Genomic DNA, 15,287 nt, shown 5'->3' with positions numbered 1-15,287 from the left:
CGCCGATCGTCTGTCTTGCGAGTCCCGCCACTAACCCGCCGGGCCGGCGTCCTCGAGGATCGGGCCGAACAGTTCCCAGCGCTCGCCGTTGAAGCGCATCATCTGGAGCTGCTTGTTGACGCGGTAATCGGTCGGCGAGGTGTTGCCGACGATCCCGGGCAGCGACAGGTCGAGCTGCACGTTCTTGAGGCTGGTCGCCTGCTTCATGACGTTCTCCCGCGTCAGGTCGTCGCCGCACTGCTTCAGCACATGGACCAGGAGCTGCGCGGTCGAGTAGCCATAAGTGTTGAAGTTCGAGTCCTTGTCGCCTTCCGGATAGTACTTGGCCATGAACTCGAAATACTTCTTCATGCCGGCGTCGTCCTTCCAGGTCGGATCGAGCGGATCCTTGCCGTAGTTGACGCTGATCACACCCTTGGCCGCCTCGAGGCCTGCGGGCTTCATCACCGCGCCGACGGAGGTCGCGTTGATGTCGACGATCTGCACCGGCTTCCAGCCGAGCTCGGCAATCTTCTTGATCGCCTGCGCCGCCTGCTTCGGCGTGGAGGCGCTGAAGAACAGGTCCGCGCCGGCGTCCTTGATCTTGAGGATCTGCGAATCCACGGTCGGATCCGATACCTCGTAGGAGGCTTCCGCCACCACCATGCTGGCCGCCTTGTCGCCGAGGCCGGCCTTGATGCCGTTCAGGTAGTCTTTGCCGAGGTCGTCGTTCTGGTAGAGGATGCCGATCTTGGCGCTCGGATGGCTCTTCAGAATGTACTGGCCGTAGATGCGGCCCTCGACGAAGTAGTTCGGGTTGAAGCCCATCGTCCACGGGAAGTTCTTTGGATCGGTGAACTTCGATGCGCCGGTCGCCGCGAATAGCTGCGGCACCTTCTTGGAGTTGAGATATTTCTGGACCGCGGCGTTGGACGGCGTGCCGATGATCTGGAAAGTCAGAAGCACCTCGTCGCTTTCGACGAGCTTGCGCACCTGCTCGACCGCCTTCGGCGGCGAATAAGCGTCGTCATACTGGATCAGGTTGATCTTGCGCCCGTTCACGCCGCCCTGATCGTTGATCATCTTGATATAGGCCGCCTGGGTCTTGCCGATCGAGGCATAGGCCGACGCGGGTCCGGAGAACGGCACGGTCTGGCCGACCTTGATCTCGGTGTCGCTTGCGCCAGGGTCGTATTTCTTCTGGGCATTGGCCGCTGAAACCGACAGAGCAAGTGCCAGCGCCGTCCCTGTGACCAGATGCAAAAACCCGTTCCTCATTCGCAGCTTCCTCATGTGTTGTGATTGTGCCGATGATCTTCTCCGGCGGGTTCAAGGCCTGCCGGATGCCATCGCTGAGCCGCGATAGTGGAGGAACCCTTGCTGCAATGCAAGGTGGAGTCGTGCCGAAAAGCCGAGCGATATCAGTCGACCAAAGTAGGGTGCAGCCCGACCCCGGAAATCGGGTGGACGCTGGCACGCCGCGCAGGGGAAGATGCGATCGTTCATCGATGTCAGGGACGAAGATGCCTGTTCGCGACAAACGGACAAAGCCGGCCGTAACGTTCGGCCTGGATCGGCTGGAAACGCCGATCGGGGTGGCGTTGCTGGTCACCGATGACGACGGAGCGCTCCGCGCGCTGGATTGGGAGGACTACGAGGCGCGCATGAACGAGCTGCTGCGCCTGCATCATGGTGCGGTGGTCCTGAAACAGGCGTGTGCCCCGAAGGACATCCGCGCCGCGCTGTCGGGCTATTTCAAGGGCGACCTCGATCGCCTCGGCAGCATCCAATGGCGCGTTGCCGGCACGCCATTCCAGCAGAAGGTCTGGACCGCGCTGGCGAAAATCCCCGTGGGCACCACGATGAGCTATGGCGCGATGGCGGCAAGGCTCGGTGCGCCCAATGCCCAGCGCGCGGTTGGCCATGCCAACGGCTCGAACCCGATCAGCGTCGTGCTGCCCTGTCATCGTCTGATCGGCGCCAACGGCGCGCTGGTCAAATATGGCGGCGGGCTGGAGCGCAAGCGCTGGCTGCTCGCGCACGAGGGCGCGAAGATTAAGCCGGCCGGCGCCGGATCAGAAACTTCTGCATGCCTTCGAGCACCAGTTCGCGGCGCTGGTTGAACACGGTGGAGTGCAGCGTCACGATGCCGGTGGTGCGGCCGGGCACAAGCTCGGTCACTTCGAGCGCGGGATAAATGGTGTCGCGGGCATAGACCGGCTTCAAGAAGCGGCTCGACTGTTCGAGAAAGCCGATCATGGATTCCTCGACGATGAAAGGAAACAGCCCGGCGCCGGGCGCAGTGTGGATCAGGGTCTGGAAGCCGTGTGCGAGCAGGTCCGGCATGCCGCGGGCGCGGCAATATTCGACGTCGTAGTGGATCGGATGGGTGTCGCCGCTAGCAGTCTGGAACGCCGCGAACACGGCCTCCGTCTGGGTCCGGCTCGGGATCACAAAGCGTTCGCCCAGGGTGAAATCTTCGAACCAGCGCTGTGCTTGCACCACGCGATGCCGGGCGGGGTCGAAGTCGGTCATATCTGGGGCTTCCTCTGATCGTAATCTTGTTCACTTCACCGCTATCGCAGCGGGAGCGCTGCGACAATCCGTGCAATTTGTGAGCTGCGGGCTTGTTCCGGACAACCACGCCTTTAAAAACGGGCCGGCCACGACGACAGCAAGAAACATCTCCCGCCTGATGACCCTGTTCGCAAAACTCTCCGCCTATGATGATCGCTCCGCCCGACTTGCCGGCATCGGCTTGATGCTGCTGTCGATCTTCATGTTCTCTTTCGGCGATGCGATGGGGAAATTCCTTGTCGCGACCTATTCGGTCGGACAGTTGTTGTGGCTGCGCGCCTGTGCGGCGCTGGTCGTGCTGCTCCCGATCATCTGGAGGCAGCGCGCGGAATTCTTCCGTCTCGAGCGCCCCTGGCTGCAATTGCTGCGGGTGACGCTGTCGACGCTCGAGGTCGCCGCCTTCTTCCTTGCGACCGTCTACCTGCCGCTCGCCGACGTCATCACCTATTATCTCGCCGGTCCGATCTTCGTCACCGCGCTGTCGGGCCTGGTGCTGGGCGAACAGATCGGCTGGCGGCGTTGGAGCGCGATCCTGGTCGGCTTCTGCGGCGTGTTGATCGCGCTCAGGCCATCCGCGCAAACCATAAGCTGGCCGGCGATGATCGCGCTCGGCGGCAGCATGTCGTTCGCAGTCCTGATGCTGATCACGCGTTCGCTGCGCGCAACGCCCGATATCGTATTGGCCTCGTCGCAATTCGGCGGCACGTTCCTGCTCGGCGCCGTGCTGTCGCCATTCGGCTGGGTGACGCCGGACGCCGGCAGCCTTGCCATCTTCTTCATCGCCGGCCTCATTTCGGTCGCCGCGCTGCTCTGCGTCAACCGCTCGCTGAAGCTGGCGCCGGCAAGCGTCGTGGTGCCCTACCAATATTCGATGATCGTCTGGGCGGTGATCTTCGGCTTCGCCGTGTTCGGCGACGTGCCGTCCTGGGCCACCATCGTGGGTGCCGCGATCATCATCGCCGCCGGGCTCTATATCTTCCTACGCGAACAGAAGCTGGGACGGGAAGAGCCGATGGTAAGCCCGCCGGTGTAGCGTCAGGGACGCTGCGGTGTAGGGTGGGCAAAGCGAAGCGTGCCCACCATCCGCGCTCGGTTCGTGGCGGTGGGCACGCTGCGCTTTGCCTACCCTACGCAGTCTTCACGGCGAATGGGCTTCTCACCGCCGCGTCGATGCACCCCAGCTCTTCAGCGACGACCAGACGCTGCGCGACAGGCGGAAGCAGTCGACCGGCGTGGAAGAGCCGAGCGCCTCGAAGCGGTGCAGCTCGACGCCGCTCCACTGGAAGCCACACTTCTCCAGGATGTTGCGCGACGACGGGTTGGCCACGCGGGCGCCGGAGAACAGGTGGTCGTGGTCGAACTCCTCGAAGAAGTAGTCGATCACCGCGCGCGCGGCCTCGGTGCCAAAGCCCTGGCCCCAATGTTCGACGCCGAGCCAGTAGCCGAGCTCCGGCGCGTCCACTTCGCGCCAATTGATGCCGACCATGCCGATCGGTGCGGAGCTGTTCTCGATCAGGAATACGGTCTCGCCCGTGTCAGCGAGCGCGCGTACGAATTCGACCGCATGATCCTGGGAATAGGGATGCGGCAGGCGACGGGTATTCTCCGCAATGCGGCGATCGTTGGCGAGATGCGCGATTGCTTTTACGTCCGCGAGCGTCGGCTTGCGCAAGCTCAGCCGTTCGGTCTCGAGGACGCAACCTCTCGACTCGCGCAATATTGGGGTCGGGATATCCTGCAGCATGTCGGGCTCCTGTGATGCGAAAACGGTACGCTACGCTTCGATCCTTGCGCGTGGCCCCATTTGGGACACGCGCAACGAAAAAGGGGAGGCCGGTATCCCGCCTCCCCTTGGAGCCTCTTCGAGCCCCGCCGGTTCAACAGGATCCGGCGGACTCATATCGTCCACCGTCTATTCGGCTGCAGCCTCGGCCACCGGAATCACCGATACGAAGGTGCGGCCATTGCCTTTGGCGCGGAACTCCACACGACCCTCGACCTTGGCGAACAGGGTATGATCGGTTCCCATGCCCACATTAAGGCCCGGATGCCAGGTGGTGCCGCGTTGACGCGCGATGATGTTACCGGGAATCACGAGCTCGCCGCCGAACGCTTTGATGCCAAGGCGCTTGCCCTTGGAATCACGTCCGTTTCGCGATGAACCGCCTGCTTTTTTGTGAGCCATAGCTCGTCTCCAACTGCAGTAATTCTGTAGATCAATTCCTTGACGGAATCATTTCACTTTTTGTCACGCTTCAACTTTTGATACGTGACAATCACATCTCTCAAACGCGGCGTTCTTGAAGGCTTATGCAGCATCCTCAGTGGGCGCTGCAGCAACCTTTTCCTTCTTCGGCCGCGGGCCGATCGTCGGCTTCGCGTTGTCGGTCAGGATCTCGGTGATCCGGAGCACCGTCAGCTCGTCGCGATAGCCGCGCTTGCGGCGTGAATTCTTGCGGCGGCGCTTCTTGAACGCAATCACCTTCGGACCGCGCTTGTGCTGCAGCACCTCGGCCGCTACCGAAGCACCTGCCACCGTCGGCGTGCCCAGGACCGGCGTCTCGCCGCCGACCACCAGAACTTCGCCAAGCTGCACGATCGTGCCGACATCGCCGGCGATCTTGCCAATCTCGAGAACATCATCCGGGACGACGCGGTACTGCCGGCCGCCGGTTTTGATGACTGCGAACATCGTTTGATTCCTTCGTGTTCGATCCCGTCCTCGAGGGTGTCCCCGGGCCGGCTTCTTGTTCAGTCGCTATGGGTTACGATTTTCGCGCGGCGCGAGGACGTGCCCCGGAATTCGCGCAAAACCAAACGGCGCGAGAAATCCCGCGCCGGATTGGGCGTCGTTATAGCGGCCAAGCGCCAGGAGTCAAGGCAATCGGGCCGAAAACCGGCCCAAAATGAAGGATTTGGAGCGGTTTTAGCCCGGTTCCCGCTCCCTTACCTCCCCCGCTTGCGGGGGAGGTCGGCGCGTAGCGCCGGGTGAGGGTTCTCTCCGCTGGGGGATTCGTGGAGAGACCCCCACCCCAGCCCTCCCCCGCAAGCGGGAGAGGGAGCGCCAGCGTCCATCGTTGGTGCAGCTCGGACTGATCTCAGGCGCTACGAGCCCGTCTTCGCTTTCGGATCATCCGCAGCCATGGCGTGCATCGGCGAGGTCTGGCGGGCGCCGGGGCCTGGATGCACATGGACGGCCTTGGCCGTCAGGGGCTCGCCGCATTCCGAGCAGACCATCACGGGATCGAACATGTGTCCGCAGTTCTTGTGCTGATGCAGCATCGGACGGCCGCGCGAGTCGACCATGTGGATGTTGCCCCAGTGCACGATCGACATGATGATCGGATAGAGGTCGAGGCCCTTCTGCGTCAGAATGTATTCGTAGCGCTTTGGCGATTCCTGGTACGGGATCCGGCGCAGCACGCCGAAGCGCACCAGCTTCTTCAGCCGCTCGGCGAGCAGATGGCGGGTGATGCCGAGCGAGGACTGGAACGCCTCGAACCTCCGCTTGCGAAGAAAACATTCGCGCAGGATCAGGAGGCTCCAGCGGTCGCCGATCACGGCCACCGTGCGGGCCAGTGAGCACGGCTCCTCTTCAAGAGTATCCCATTTCATCAATGTCTCCAGTCACCTGCACTCCACGAAGCAGGATTCATTCTAATTCGGCACTGAGGCGCGTTCAACCGTTTGTGCGCTGACCTTTACTGCAGATCCCAATCCGCTATTGACAGTTCTAAAATAGAACCTTAAAGCCGAGCTCGCAACCGATGGCGGCGACGGCCGCCCTGCAGGGAAAGGCAATCGATGGCTGCTCCGCTCAAGGTCGAGTTTCACTTCGATTTCGGCAGCCCGAACGCCTATCTCGCCGAGCTTGTCCTGCCGGGAATCGAAAAGCGCACCGGCGTGAAGTTCGACTATGTCCCGGTGCTGCTCGGCGGCGTCTACAAGGCGACCGGCAACATGTCGCCGTTCGACTCGCTGCGCGGGATCAAGAACAAGGGCGAATACAACGCGCTCGAAACCGAGCGCTTCCTGCGGCGCCATAACATCACGAAGTTCAAACAGAACCCGTTCTTTCCGGTGAACACGCTGATGTTGATGCGCGGCGTGATCGCCGCGGAGTTCGAGGGATTGTTCGAGCCCTATTTCCGTGCGGCCTACCACCACATGTGGGTCGAGCCGAAGAAGATGGACGATCCGCAGGTCTTCCGGGACGCGTTCCTCGCCTCCGGTGTCGATATCGATCGCGTAATCGCGCGCATCCAGCACAACGACGTCAAGAAGAAGCTGATCGAGAACACGCAAGCCGCGGTGGCGCGCGGCGAGTTCGGCTCGCCAACCTTCTTCGTCGGCGACGAGATGTTCTTCGGCAAGGATCGCCTGCGCGAGGTCGAGGAAGAAATCGTCGCGCAGCTTGCGGCGGCGAAAGGCTGCGTGAGGCGGCAAGGGACTTAAGCAAACCAATCCACAACAAGACCCGGAACAAGGGTTGTGGCGGCGGGAGGTAGCATTGACGATATTGGAGCAGGCGGCCCCGGCGGCCGAAATTCTGGCAAGTCTGCCGGACCGGATTCATGAGGTGATCGACCGGCATGTCGCGGCGACGCCGGATCGCACGGCGCTGATCGATGACGGCGAAAGCCTGACCTATCGCGAACTCGACCGCGCCATCGGCGGCACCGCGGACGCGCTGCGTGCGCTTGGCGTCCGTGCCGGCGACCGCATCATGGTCGTCAGTGAGAACGCGATTCCGCTCGCCTGCCTTCTGCTCGCCGCGAGCCGGCTCGATGCCTGGGCGATCGTGGTCAATCCGAGACTGTCGCCGCGCGAACTGGACCAGATCCGGGATCATAGCGGCGCGCGCCGCGCCTTCTTCACCGTCGACGTCTCCAAGGAAGCAGCCGCGCATGCCGCGCGTTACGGCGCACCGGTGCAGGATGTCGGCCCGCTCTATGGCATCGGCGTTTCCGCGCTGAATGAGGCGACCTCGCCCGAGCCGGTCGAGGCTGACGGCGCCAGCCAGGTCGCGGTCCTCATCTACACCTCGGGCACCACGGGCACGCCGAAAGGCGTGATGCTGACGCACCGCAATCTGCTGTTCAGCGCCAAGACCACCGCGGCGCTGCGCAACATGACCGCCGACGATGTGCAATATTGCGTGCTGCCGATCTCGCACATCGTCGGCATCTCGCTGCTGACGATGACGCTGATGACCGGCGCCACCGTCCGGCTGGTCGCCAAGTATGATCCGGCGGCGCTGGTGCAGGCGATGGCGGAGGAAGGCATCACGATCCTGAACGGCGTGCCCGCGACCTATCAGCGCCTGCTCGAATACAAGCGAACGTCAGGGCTTTCGAAATTGAACCGTGGCGCACTGCGCCTGATCTCGGTCGCCGGCGCACCGCTCGACCTCGACCTGAAATCGCGGGTGGAACAGGAGCTAGGGCTGTCCCTGCTCAACGGGTACGGCATCACCGAATGCTCGCCGGGAATTTCCGGTGTCCGTCCGGAGGCGCCGAGAGCCGATCATGCGGTCGGGACACTGTTGCCCGGTCTCGAGGCCCGGATCGTCGGCCGTGATGGCAAGCTCGTTGCCAATGGCGAGGTCGGCGAACTCCATGTCCGCGGCGCCAACGTCATGCGCGGCTACTACCGCGCGCCCGATCTCACCGCGAAGGCGATCGATCCCGACGGCTGGTTCAACACCGGCGATCTGGCGCGTTTCGAGGGCGACTGCCTGTTCATCGTCGGCCGCACCAAGGAGATGATCATCCGCTCCGGCTTCAACGTCTATCCGGCCGAGATCGAGGCGGTGCTCTCGACCCACGACGCCGTGGTGCAGTGCGCGGTGGTGGGGCGGCCGGTCGAGGGCAACGAGGAAGTAGTCGCATTCGTCCAGTTGCTCCAGGGCTCGAAGGCGACGGCGCAGGACCTGATGGCGCATGTGGCGCCGCAGCTCACCTCCTACAAGCGGCCGTCGGAGATCATCCTGCTCGACGCGCTGCCGGCGACCTCGACGGGCAAGATCTTGAAGCACAAACTGGCGGAGTCGCTGCGCACGTCCTGAGCGCGCGCCGCGACATCAATGATTTATTTCTAATCAGCAGTCGGGAGAGGCCAATGCAGAAGAGAAATGCCACGGCGGCGGTCATCGGGGCCGGCGATTATATCGGCGGCGAGATCGCCAAGAAGTTTGCGTCCGAAGGTTTCACCATCTTCGCCGGACGGCGCAACGGCGCCAAGCTCGAGCCGCTGGTGAAGGACATCGAAGCGGCCGGCGGCGAGATTCATGCCCGCTCGCTCGACGCGCGCAAGGAGGAGGAGATCATCTCCTTCCTGAGCGACGCCGACAAGCATGCGCCGCTCGAGGTCTGCATCTTCAACATCGGCGCCAACGTCAATTTCCCGATTCTGGAAACCACCGAGCGTGTGTTCCGCAAGGTCTGGGAGATGGCCTGCTATTCCGGCTTCCTCGCGGGCCGCGAAGCGGCGCGGCTGATGCTGCCGCGCGGCCAGGGCAACATCTTCTTCACCGGCGCCACCGCATCGTTGCGCGGTGGGGTCGGGCTACGCCGCCTTCGCCAGCGCCAAGTTCGGCCTGCGCGCGGTGGCGCAGGCGATGGCGCGCGAGCTCGGACCGAAGAACATCCATGTCGCCCATCTCATCATCGACTCCGGCGTCGATACCGAGTGGGTGAGGCAGCGGCGCATCGAAGCGCTCGGCCCCAACGCGCTCGACAACCCGGATCTATTGATGCCGCCGTCTTCCGTCGCCGCCTCCTATTGGCAGCTCTACCAGCAGCCGAAGAGCGCGTGGACGTTCGAGCTGGAAATCCGTCCGTTCGGCGAGAAGTGGTAACGGCGGGCCGGGGGAGCAAGCCATGAGCGAGCATGTCAAGACCGAGATCGCCGACGGCGTGATGACGGTGACCTTGCAGCGTCCCGAGAAGAAGAACGCGCTCACCGTGGCCATGTATGACGCCATGTCGGACGCGCTCGATCGCGCCGAGAGCGATGGCTCGGTCCGGGCGGTCCTGTTCCAGGGCGACGGCGACAGCTTTACGGCGGGCAACGACCTCGCCGATTTCGCCAGCCACTCCCGCGGCGACAATTCCGCCGTCGAGGGCGGGGCACATCGCTTCATCGCCACCATCGGCAAGGCGAAGAAGCCGCTGGTCGCGGCGGTGCAGGGCAATGCCGTGGGCGTCGGCACCACCATGCTGCTGCATTGCGATCTCGTTTATCTCGCCGACAATGCGCGGCTGATCACGCCGTTCGTCAATCTGGCGCTGGTGCCGGAAGCGGCCTCGAGCTTCCTGTTGCCGCTCCGGATCGGCCATGCGCGGGCCTATGCGATGTTCGCACTCGGCGAGCCGATGGAAGCATCCGTGGCGCTGGCCTGTGGCCTGGCGAATGCCGTGGTGCCGCAGGCGGAGCTGCGCAAGAAGGCGCTGGATGCCGCAATCGCGCTGACCAAGCGGCCGGCTGGTTCGCTCAGCCTCACCAAGCAGTTGATGCGTGATCACGAGCGGATCGCGGCGCGGATGGCCGAGGAAGGCAGCCTGTTCAAGGAGCGGCTGAAGACGCCCGAGGCGCGCGAAGCCTTTGCGGCGTTCGCAGAGCGACGGCCGCCTGATTTCACCAAGTTCCAGGCCTGACGTCGCTTCGCTCCCTCTCCCGCTTGCGGGAGAGGGCTGGGGTGAGGGTGTCCTCACGATGGGACTTTCCGTGAGGAGAGAGCCCTCATCCGGATCGCATCTGGCGATGCGATCCGACCTCCCCCGCAAGCGGGGGAGGTAAGAGAAGGACCTGTTCAACCAAATAGACTTCAAGGGAGCCGAATATGCACAGCGCGGGCAGCTATCAATATCCTTCGATGGATTTCGTGATCTATGGCAAGCCCGCAGCCGAGGCGCTGCGTGAGGAGGCCGAACGACTCGGCGCGAGGCGCGTCTACCTGATCGTCAGCCGCACGCTCAACACCACGACCGACGAGATCGAGAAGATCCGCACCGCCCTTGGCGATCGCTATGCCGCGACCTTCGACGGCATCCCGCAGCATACCACGCGCGACGTCGTGGTGCACATCGCAAAGCACGCCAAGGAGGCCGGCGCCGATCTCGTGGTCGCGATCGGCGGCGGCTCGGTGGTGGATGCGGCCAAGATCGTGCTGATGTGCATGGAGCATGAGATCTTCGATTCCACCGGGCTCGATGGTTTCGAGACCACGCCCGAGCGCCGCTTCGGCCCGTTCCGCGCGCCGAAGGTACGGATGATCGCAATTCCGAGCACGCTGTCCGGCGGCGAGTACAATTCCGGCACGCTGGTGACCGATACCCGCCGCAAGCTGAAGCAGATCTTCAATCATCCCCTGATGATGCCGCGCACCATCATCCTCGATCCCGCCATCACGCGCTACACGCCGGAAAAGCTGTGGCTTGGCTCCGGCACCCGCGCGATGGATCACGGCATCGAGGCGATCTGCTCGATCCGCGGCAACGCGCTGGTCGATGCCGTCTGCCTGCAGGGCCTGCGCTATCTCCATGACGGCCTCTCGCGCACCAAGGAGAATCCGAACGACGAAGCGGCGCGCGTCAATTGCCAGTTGGGCTCCTGGATGTCGGCGTTCGGGTTGCAGGCGCGGGTGCCGATGGGCGCGAGCCACGCGATCGGCCATGTGCTTGGCGGCACCTGCGACGTGCCGCATTATTTCTGCACGGCGGTGATGATGCCGAGCGTGCTGCGCTACAACCGCCCCGCGACCGAACAGGCGCAAAAATCGATCGCGGCCGCGCTCGGCGCCCCCGAACTCGATGCGAGCGAGGCCTTCGCCGCCTTCATCGCCAAGCTCGGCCTGCCGCGGCGCCTCGCCGATGTCGGAGTGGGCGAGGACCGCTTCGAATTGATCGGCAGGAATGCGATGCTGTCGATCTTCACCCGCTCCAACCCGCAGCCGATCCGCGAGCCGGCCGACGTCGTCAATATCCTGAAGCTTGCGGCCTGAATCTGCCGCGGGCGAGGGCGCAACCAATCGGGTTTCCGGCCGTTATCCCCCGGTTCCAACCGGGGCAAGGGTCTCATGGCCGATGAGCAGGTACTGACAACGGGGATCGCCCGCCATGGCGCGACGCGTCTGCCGTCGGTCGACGTCGACAGCTTCAACATCGAACTGAAGGACGACGAGGGTTTCCTCGGCGACCGCGCCAGCAAGAGCGCCTTCCGCAAGATCCTCGACCGCTGGCGCAAGCCGTTGCGCAAGTCCGGCGAGGATCCGTTCGGCGACGAGCCGTCCGAACAGGTCAGCAAGAAGACGCTGGATGCGATGCTGGTCGGTGACGACACAGAGGCCTCGGCCGTGGTCCACAGCGCAATCGAGGAGTTCGCGCTGGAGCTTGCCTATGTGACGCGGCGCTTCCTCAAGACCAAGGCCTGGGCCAAGACCGAGCGCATCGTGGTCGGCGGCGGCTTCCGCGACTCCAGGCTTGGCGAACTCGCGATCGCGCGCACCGAGATCATCCTCAAGGACGAGAAGTTCAAGGTCGACCTTCTGCCGATCCGCTATCACCCCGACGAGGCCGGGCTGATCGGCTGCCTGCATCTGGCGCCGTCATGGATATTCGAAGCTCATGACAGCATCCTGGCGGTCGACATCGGCGGCACCAACATCCGCTGCGGCGTGGTCGAGACGCGCTGGAAGAAGGCGCCGGACCTCTCCAAGGCCACAGTATGGAAATCCGAACTGTGGCGCCATGCCGATGAAGCGCCGACGCGCGAAGCCGCGGTGAAGGAACTGGTCAAGATGCTGAAGGGCCTGATCGCGGAGGCGGAGTCCGATGGCCTGAAGCTCGCGCCCTTCATCGGCATCGCCTGTCCGGGCGTGATCGACGAGGACGGCTCGATCGAGAAGGGCGCGCAAAACCTGCCCGGCAATTGGGAGAGCAGCAAGTTCAACCTGCCAGCAAGCCTGGTCGAGGCGATCCCAGAGATCGGCGACCACGACACGACGATCGTGATGCACAATGACGGCGTGGTGCAGGGGCTTTCCGAAGTCCCCTTCATGCAGGACGTCGAGCGCTGGGGCGTGCTGACGATCGGCACTGGCCTCGGCAATGCGCGCTTCACCAACCGCCGCAAGGAGAACGGCAAGAACGCGAAGACTGCCGAGAAGAACGAGAAAGACAACGGCGAGAAGAAAGCAAAGAAGAGCGCGTGACGGAGCGTAGGGTGGGCAAAGCGACTTCTTGCACCGCGGCTCAAACAAGCACAGGCGGAAGCGTGCCCACCATCAAGCGCTCCGCCCGTGGTGGTGGGCACGCTGCGCTTTGCCCACCCTACGGCTCCCGTAGCATGGCCGTCATCTTCCCGTAGGTTTACGGGCGATTCCTCGGAAATCCGGGTGCAGTAAGGTTTAAAGGTTAGGTTAAGGCCGACATTGCGTTGGCTGTTGCCGCGCGCATTGCTACGGTGGCGGCGTCGCTCCGCTGACCGGCGAAGCCGCACTTCCCCGGCCAGCATTTTGATGAAGCGGCACGGGACCGCCAGTTATTTTTGTCGCGTCTGGCGGTCCCACCCATACTTTCTAACCTGATTCTCCCGTTTCAGATCCATCCGATCCGCGAAAAGAACGTGGAGATCTCGCTGCTTGCGCGATCCGGCGCTTCGCGATGCGGAAAATGTCCGACGTCGTCGAACATTTTCAGATCGAGGTCAGCGAAGGTCTCGCCGAGCCGGTCGGTCCAGGCATAGGGAAACAGCGGATCGTGCTCGGCCCAGCGGATGCAGGTCGGCACGGTGATCGCGGGCAATGACGGCCCTTCGCCCTTCATCATCCTGACGCGCGCGGCGTGCGCTGCGCGGTAATGCGCAAAGCCGCCGGCGAGATTGCCCGCTTTCAGGAAATTGTCGGTGAAGGCGTCCAGCACATCGTCGAATGCATCCTGGCGATGGGACCAGCCTTTGAGGAAATGCCCGATATAGAGCCGGCAGCTCTCGCGCGTCGCACCGACGAGTTTCGGCGCCATCTCCATCTGGTGGAATGACTGGTACCAGATGTGGTTCAGCCGGTCAGGCGCCGCCATCCGCGGCCCGATGCCGGGATAGACGAAATCGAAGAAGAAAAGCCCCGCGATCCGCTCCGGTGCCTTGCGTGCCAAAGGCTGCATCACGGCACCGCCGACGTCATGGCCGACCACGCCGGCCCGTTCGATCCCGAGTGCGTCCATCAGCGCCAGCATGTCGTCGGTGTGCTGTTCCGGCCCGTAGGGGCCGTCCGGCTTGTCGCTGGCGCCGAAGCCGCGCAGGTCGGGGGCGATCAGCGCAAAACGGTCGGCAAGCCGCGCCATGACCGGCTCCCAGGTCAGCCAGAATTCCGGCCAGCCATGCAGCAGCAACAGCGGCTTGCCGGCCCCAATCCTGGCGACATGGAACGCCGCCCCATTGGCTTTCACCGTCAAATGCTCCATTTCGCCCTCCTTTGGGCCGGTTTGGCGGTGCGGAAATCTTCTCCCGGCGCCTTGTCACCCCCCGCATCCTCGCCTAGAACACGGCCCGACCGCGAGGGTGAGGAATCACCTTTTTGGCACCAGGAGAGGTGGCAGAGTGGTTGAATGCACCGCACTCGAAATGCGGCATAGGTGCAAGCCTATCGGGGGTTCGAATCCCTCCCTCTCCGCCATTAGCCGCCGATCGCCGCACAAATTGACGATCTATATCGCTATTCATCAATAAGATAGATCAGGAGGCGGCTGTGCTGCCGAGGCATGGTTCTCGCACTCCCGACCCGGTGGGACAGTCCTGCCGGTATGACCGCAGATCACACGCATAGTCCGCTTCGCCTCTGCTTGGGCATGAATGGATTGCCACCTATGCCGTTGCCGAGTGGTGCGACTTTAGTATCGACGATCTCGATCCGAGCGAATGGCCTTCCTTGATCTCGAACTTCCCGCGTGCATTAAGGCATGGACGTTCCTGCTATTGAGAGGGGATGACGAGGCTCGATAAGCAATCAGCTTCTTCGCAACGCGCCGCTCGAGAATCTCTGCATCCCCGCTCAAATCAACCCGCGGTGCTCGGCACCGGGGTGTTGAGCAACTGCTGCTCCCACAGGAACGCGATGCCGCTACCGCCGGCATGCTGCGTGATCACTTCCGTCAACGCGACGGCTTGATCGGTCCGAGCCCAGTCGCGCTGCCATTCGGCCGCCAGCGCCAGCCAGGTCATCATGTTCGCGCCAGCGGCGATCATGCGCTTGATGGCGACCTCGTGTGCCTCGACCGAAACGGCGCCGGACGCATCGGTGATCACCGTTACATCCCAGCCTTCGCCGAGGGCCTGGATCGTCGGCATCGCGACGCACACCTCGGTCCACAGGCCAGCGATGATCAACTGCTTGCGGCCCGTCGCCTTGACCGCGTCCACCACCTTCCGATCCTCCCAGGTGTTGATAAACGTCCGGTCGATCACTTCCTGGCCCGGGAAAACATCCGTGATCTGAGGGAAGAGGAGCCCGCCCCGCTCAGCGATCACGGTGGTCAGGATCGTGGGGACACCGAAGGCCTTAGCGGCCTTCGCCAGACCCGCCGTATTGTTGATCACCATCTGCGGTTCGTGACTGTTCACATTCGCGAGTTGGTAAGGCTGGTGGTCGATCAGAACGAGTACCGAGTCTTCGGGACGAAGAAGCGAAGCAAGGCCGTTACGAAACGTCATTATTGCATCCTTTGCTGCCGCCC

At 63.3% G+C, this 15,287-nt stretch carries 15 protein-coding genes, 1 tRNA gene and 1 pseudogene; 9 read left to right on the top strand and 8 right to left on the bottom strand.

Annotated elements, in window-relative coordinates; all coding sequences use genetic code 11:
* Positions 1–30 precede the first annotated feature (30 nt).
* Entirely contained in the window at positions 31–1,257 is a 1,227-nt protein-coding gene (locus tag ACVJGD_RS27900) for an ABC transporter substrate-binding protein (protein ID WP_456637244.1), read from the bottom strand.
* 245 nt (positions 1,258–1,502) lie between these two features.
* On the opposite strand from ACVJGD_RS27900, the gene ACVJGD_RS27895 reads away from it, so the two are divergent.
* Positions 1,503–2,102: a methylated-DNA--[protein]-cysteine S-methyltransferase gene (locus ACVJGD_RS27895; RefSeq protein ID WP_456637243.1), complete on the top strand. Its 600-nt coding sequence runs from the start codon at positions 1,503–1,505 to the stop codon at positions 2,100–2,102.
* Here the strand turns inward: ACVJGD_RS27895 and ACVJGD_RS27890 are convergent.
* Positions 2,035–2,514: a MaoC family dehydratase gene (locus tag ACVJGD_RS27890; RefSeq protein ID WP_456637242.1), complete on the bottom strand. Its 480-nt coding sequence runs from the start codon at positions 2,512–2,514 to the stop codon at positions 2,035–2,037. The genes ACVJGD_RS27895 and ACVJGD_RS27890 overlap by 68 nt on opposite strands.
* Positions 2,515–2,674: 160 nt before the next feature.
* On the opposite strand from ACVJGD_RS27890, the gene ACVJGD_RS27885 reads away from it, so the two are divergent.
* Positions 2,675–3,589, top strand: a complete 915-nt coding sequence (locus tag ACVJGD_RS27885) for a DMT family transporter (RefSeq protein WP_456637241.1) — start codon at positions 2,675–2,677, stop codon at positions 3,587–3,589.
* 123 nt (positions 3,590–3,712) lie between these two features.
* Here the strand turns inward: ACVJGD_RS27885 and ACVJGD_RS27880 are convergent, their stop codons facing one another.
* The 4 genes from ACVJGD_RS27880 to ACVJGD_RS27865 all read right to left on the bottom strand — a co-directional run bounded on the left by ACVJGD_RS27880 (position 3,713) and on the right by ACVJGD_RS27865 (position 6,171).
* On the bottom strand, positions 3,713–4,300 hold the full coding sequence (locus tag ACVJGD_RS27880; RefSeq protein ID WP_456637240.1) for a GNAT family N-acetyltransferase: 588 nt from the start codon (positions 4,298–4,300) through the stop codon (positions 3,713–3,715).
* A 168-nt stretch (positions 4,301–4,468) separates the two neighbouring features.
* Positions 4,469–4,741: a 50S ribosomal protein L27 gene (gene rpmA, locus ACVJGD_RS27875; protein WP_454621879.1), complete on the bottom strand. Its 273-nt coding sequence runs from the start codon at positions 4,739–4,741 to the stop codon at positions 4,469–4,471.
* 123 nt (positions 4,742–4,864) lie between these two features.
* Complete coding sequence (rplU, locus tag ACVJGD_RS27870; RefSeq protein ID WP_456637239.1) at positions 4,865–5,248, bottom strand: 50S ribosomal protein L21; 384 nt, start codon at positions 5,246–5,248, stop codon at positions 4,865–4,867.
* Between the two features lie 413 nt (positions 5,249–5,661).
* Positions 5,662–6,171: a winged helix-turn-helix transcriptional regulator gene (locus tag ACVJGD_RS27865; RefSeq protein ID WP_456637238.1), complete on the bottom strand. Its 510-nt coding sequence runs from the start codon at positions 6,169–6,171 to the stop codon at positions 5,662–5,664.
* 189 nt (positions 6,172–6,360) lie between these two features.
* Between ACVJGD_RS27865 and ACVJGD_RS27860 the strand changes: the two genes are divergently transcribed.
* The 6 genes and pseudogenes from ACVJGD_RS27860 to ACVJGD_RS27835 all read left to right on the top strand — a co-directional run bounded on the left by ACVJGD_RS27860 (position 6,361) and on the right by ACVJGD_RS27835 (position 12,769).
* Positions 6,361–7,011 (top strand): DsbA family protein, encoded by a 651-nt coding sequence (locus tag ACVJGD_RS27860; protein ID WP_456637237.1) that lies wholly within the window; start codon positions 6,361–6,363, stop codon positions 7,009–7,011.
* A gap of 55 nt (positions 7,012–7,066) precedes the next feature.
* On the top strand, positions 7,067–8,623 hold the full coding sequence (locus ACVJGD_RS27855; protein WP_456637236.1) for a class I adenylate-forming enzyme family protein: 1,557 nt from the start codon (positions 7,067–7,069) through the stop codon (positions 8,621–8,623).
* A gap of 53 nt (positions 8,624–8,676) precedes the next feature.
* Positions 8,677–9,415 (top strand): annotated as a pseudogene (locus ACVJGD_RS27850) (SDR family oxidoreductase).
* A gap of 22 nt (positions 9,416–9,437) precedes the next feature.
* Positions 9,438–10,214, top strand: a complete 777-nt coding sequence (locus ACVJGD_RS27845; protein WP_456637235.1) for an enoyl-CoA hydratase-related protein — start codon at positions 9,438–9,440, stop codon at positions 10,212–10,214.
* Between the two features lie 185 nt (positions 10,215–10,399).
* Positions 10,400–11,560 (top strand): iron-containing alcohol dehydrogenase, encoded by a 1,161-nt coding sequence (locus tag ACVJGD_RS27840; RefSeq protein WP_456637234.1) that lies wholly within the window; start codon positions 10,400–10,402, stop codon positions 11,558–11,560.
* A 75-nt stretch (positions 11,561–11,635) separates the two neighbouring features.
* Positions 11,636–12,769 carry an ROK family protein gene (locus tag ACVJGD_RS27835; RefSeq protein WP_456637233.1) on the top strand — a complete coding sequence of 378 codons (1,134 nt, stop codon included), beginning with the start codon at positions 11,636–11,638 and terminating at the stop codon, positions 12,767–12,769.
* Positions 12,770–13,154: 385 nt separating this feature from the next.
* On the opposite strand, the gene ACVJGD_RS27830 is transcribed toward ACVJGD_RS27835, so the two are convergent.
* Entirely contained in the window at positions 13,155–14,018 is an 864-nt protein-coding gene (locus ACVJGD_RS27830; RefSeq protein ID WP_456637232.1) for an alpha/beta fold hydrolase, read from the bottom strand.
* A 122-nt stretch (positions 14,019–14,140) separates the two neighbouring features.
* On the opposite strand from ACVJGD_RS27830, the gene ACVJGD_RS27825 reads away from it, so the two are divergent.
* A tRNA-Ser gene (locus ACVJGD_RS27825) sits at positions 14,141–14,230 on the top strand.
* Positions 14,231–14,610: 380 nt separating this feature from the next.
* On the opposite strand, the gene ACVJGD_RS27820 is transcribed toward ACVJGD_RS27825, so the two are convergent.
* Positions 14,611–15,264, bottom strand: coding sequence for a hydrolase (locus ACVJGD_RS27820; RefSeq protein WP_456637231.1), 654 nt, complete (start codon positions 15,262–15,264; stop codon positions 14,611–14,613).
* Positions 15,265–15,287 lie beyond the last annotated feature (23 nt).

This window comes from Bradyrhizobium sp. USDA 10063, assembly GCF_054063735.1.
This window is presented reverse-complemented; position numbering and strand designations above follow the sequence as displayed.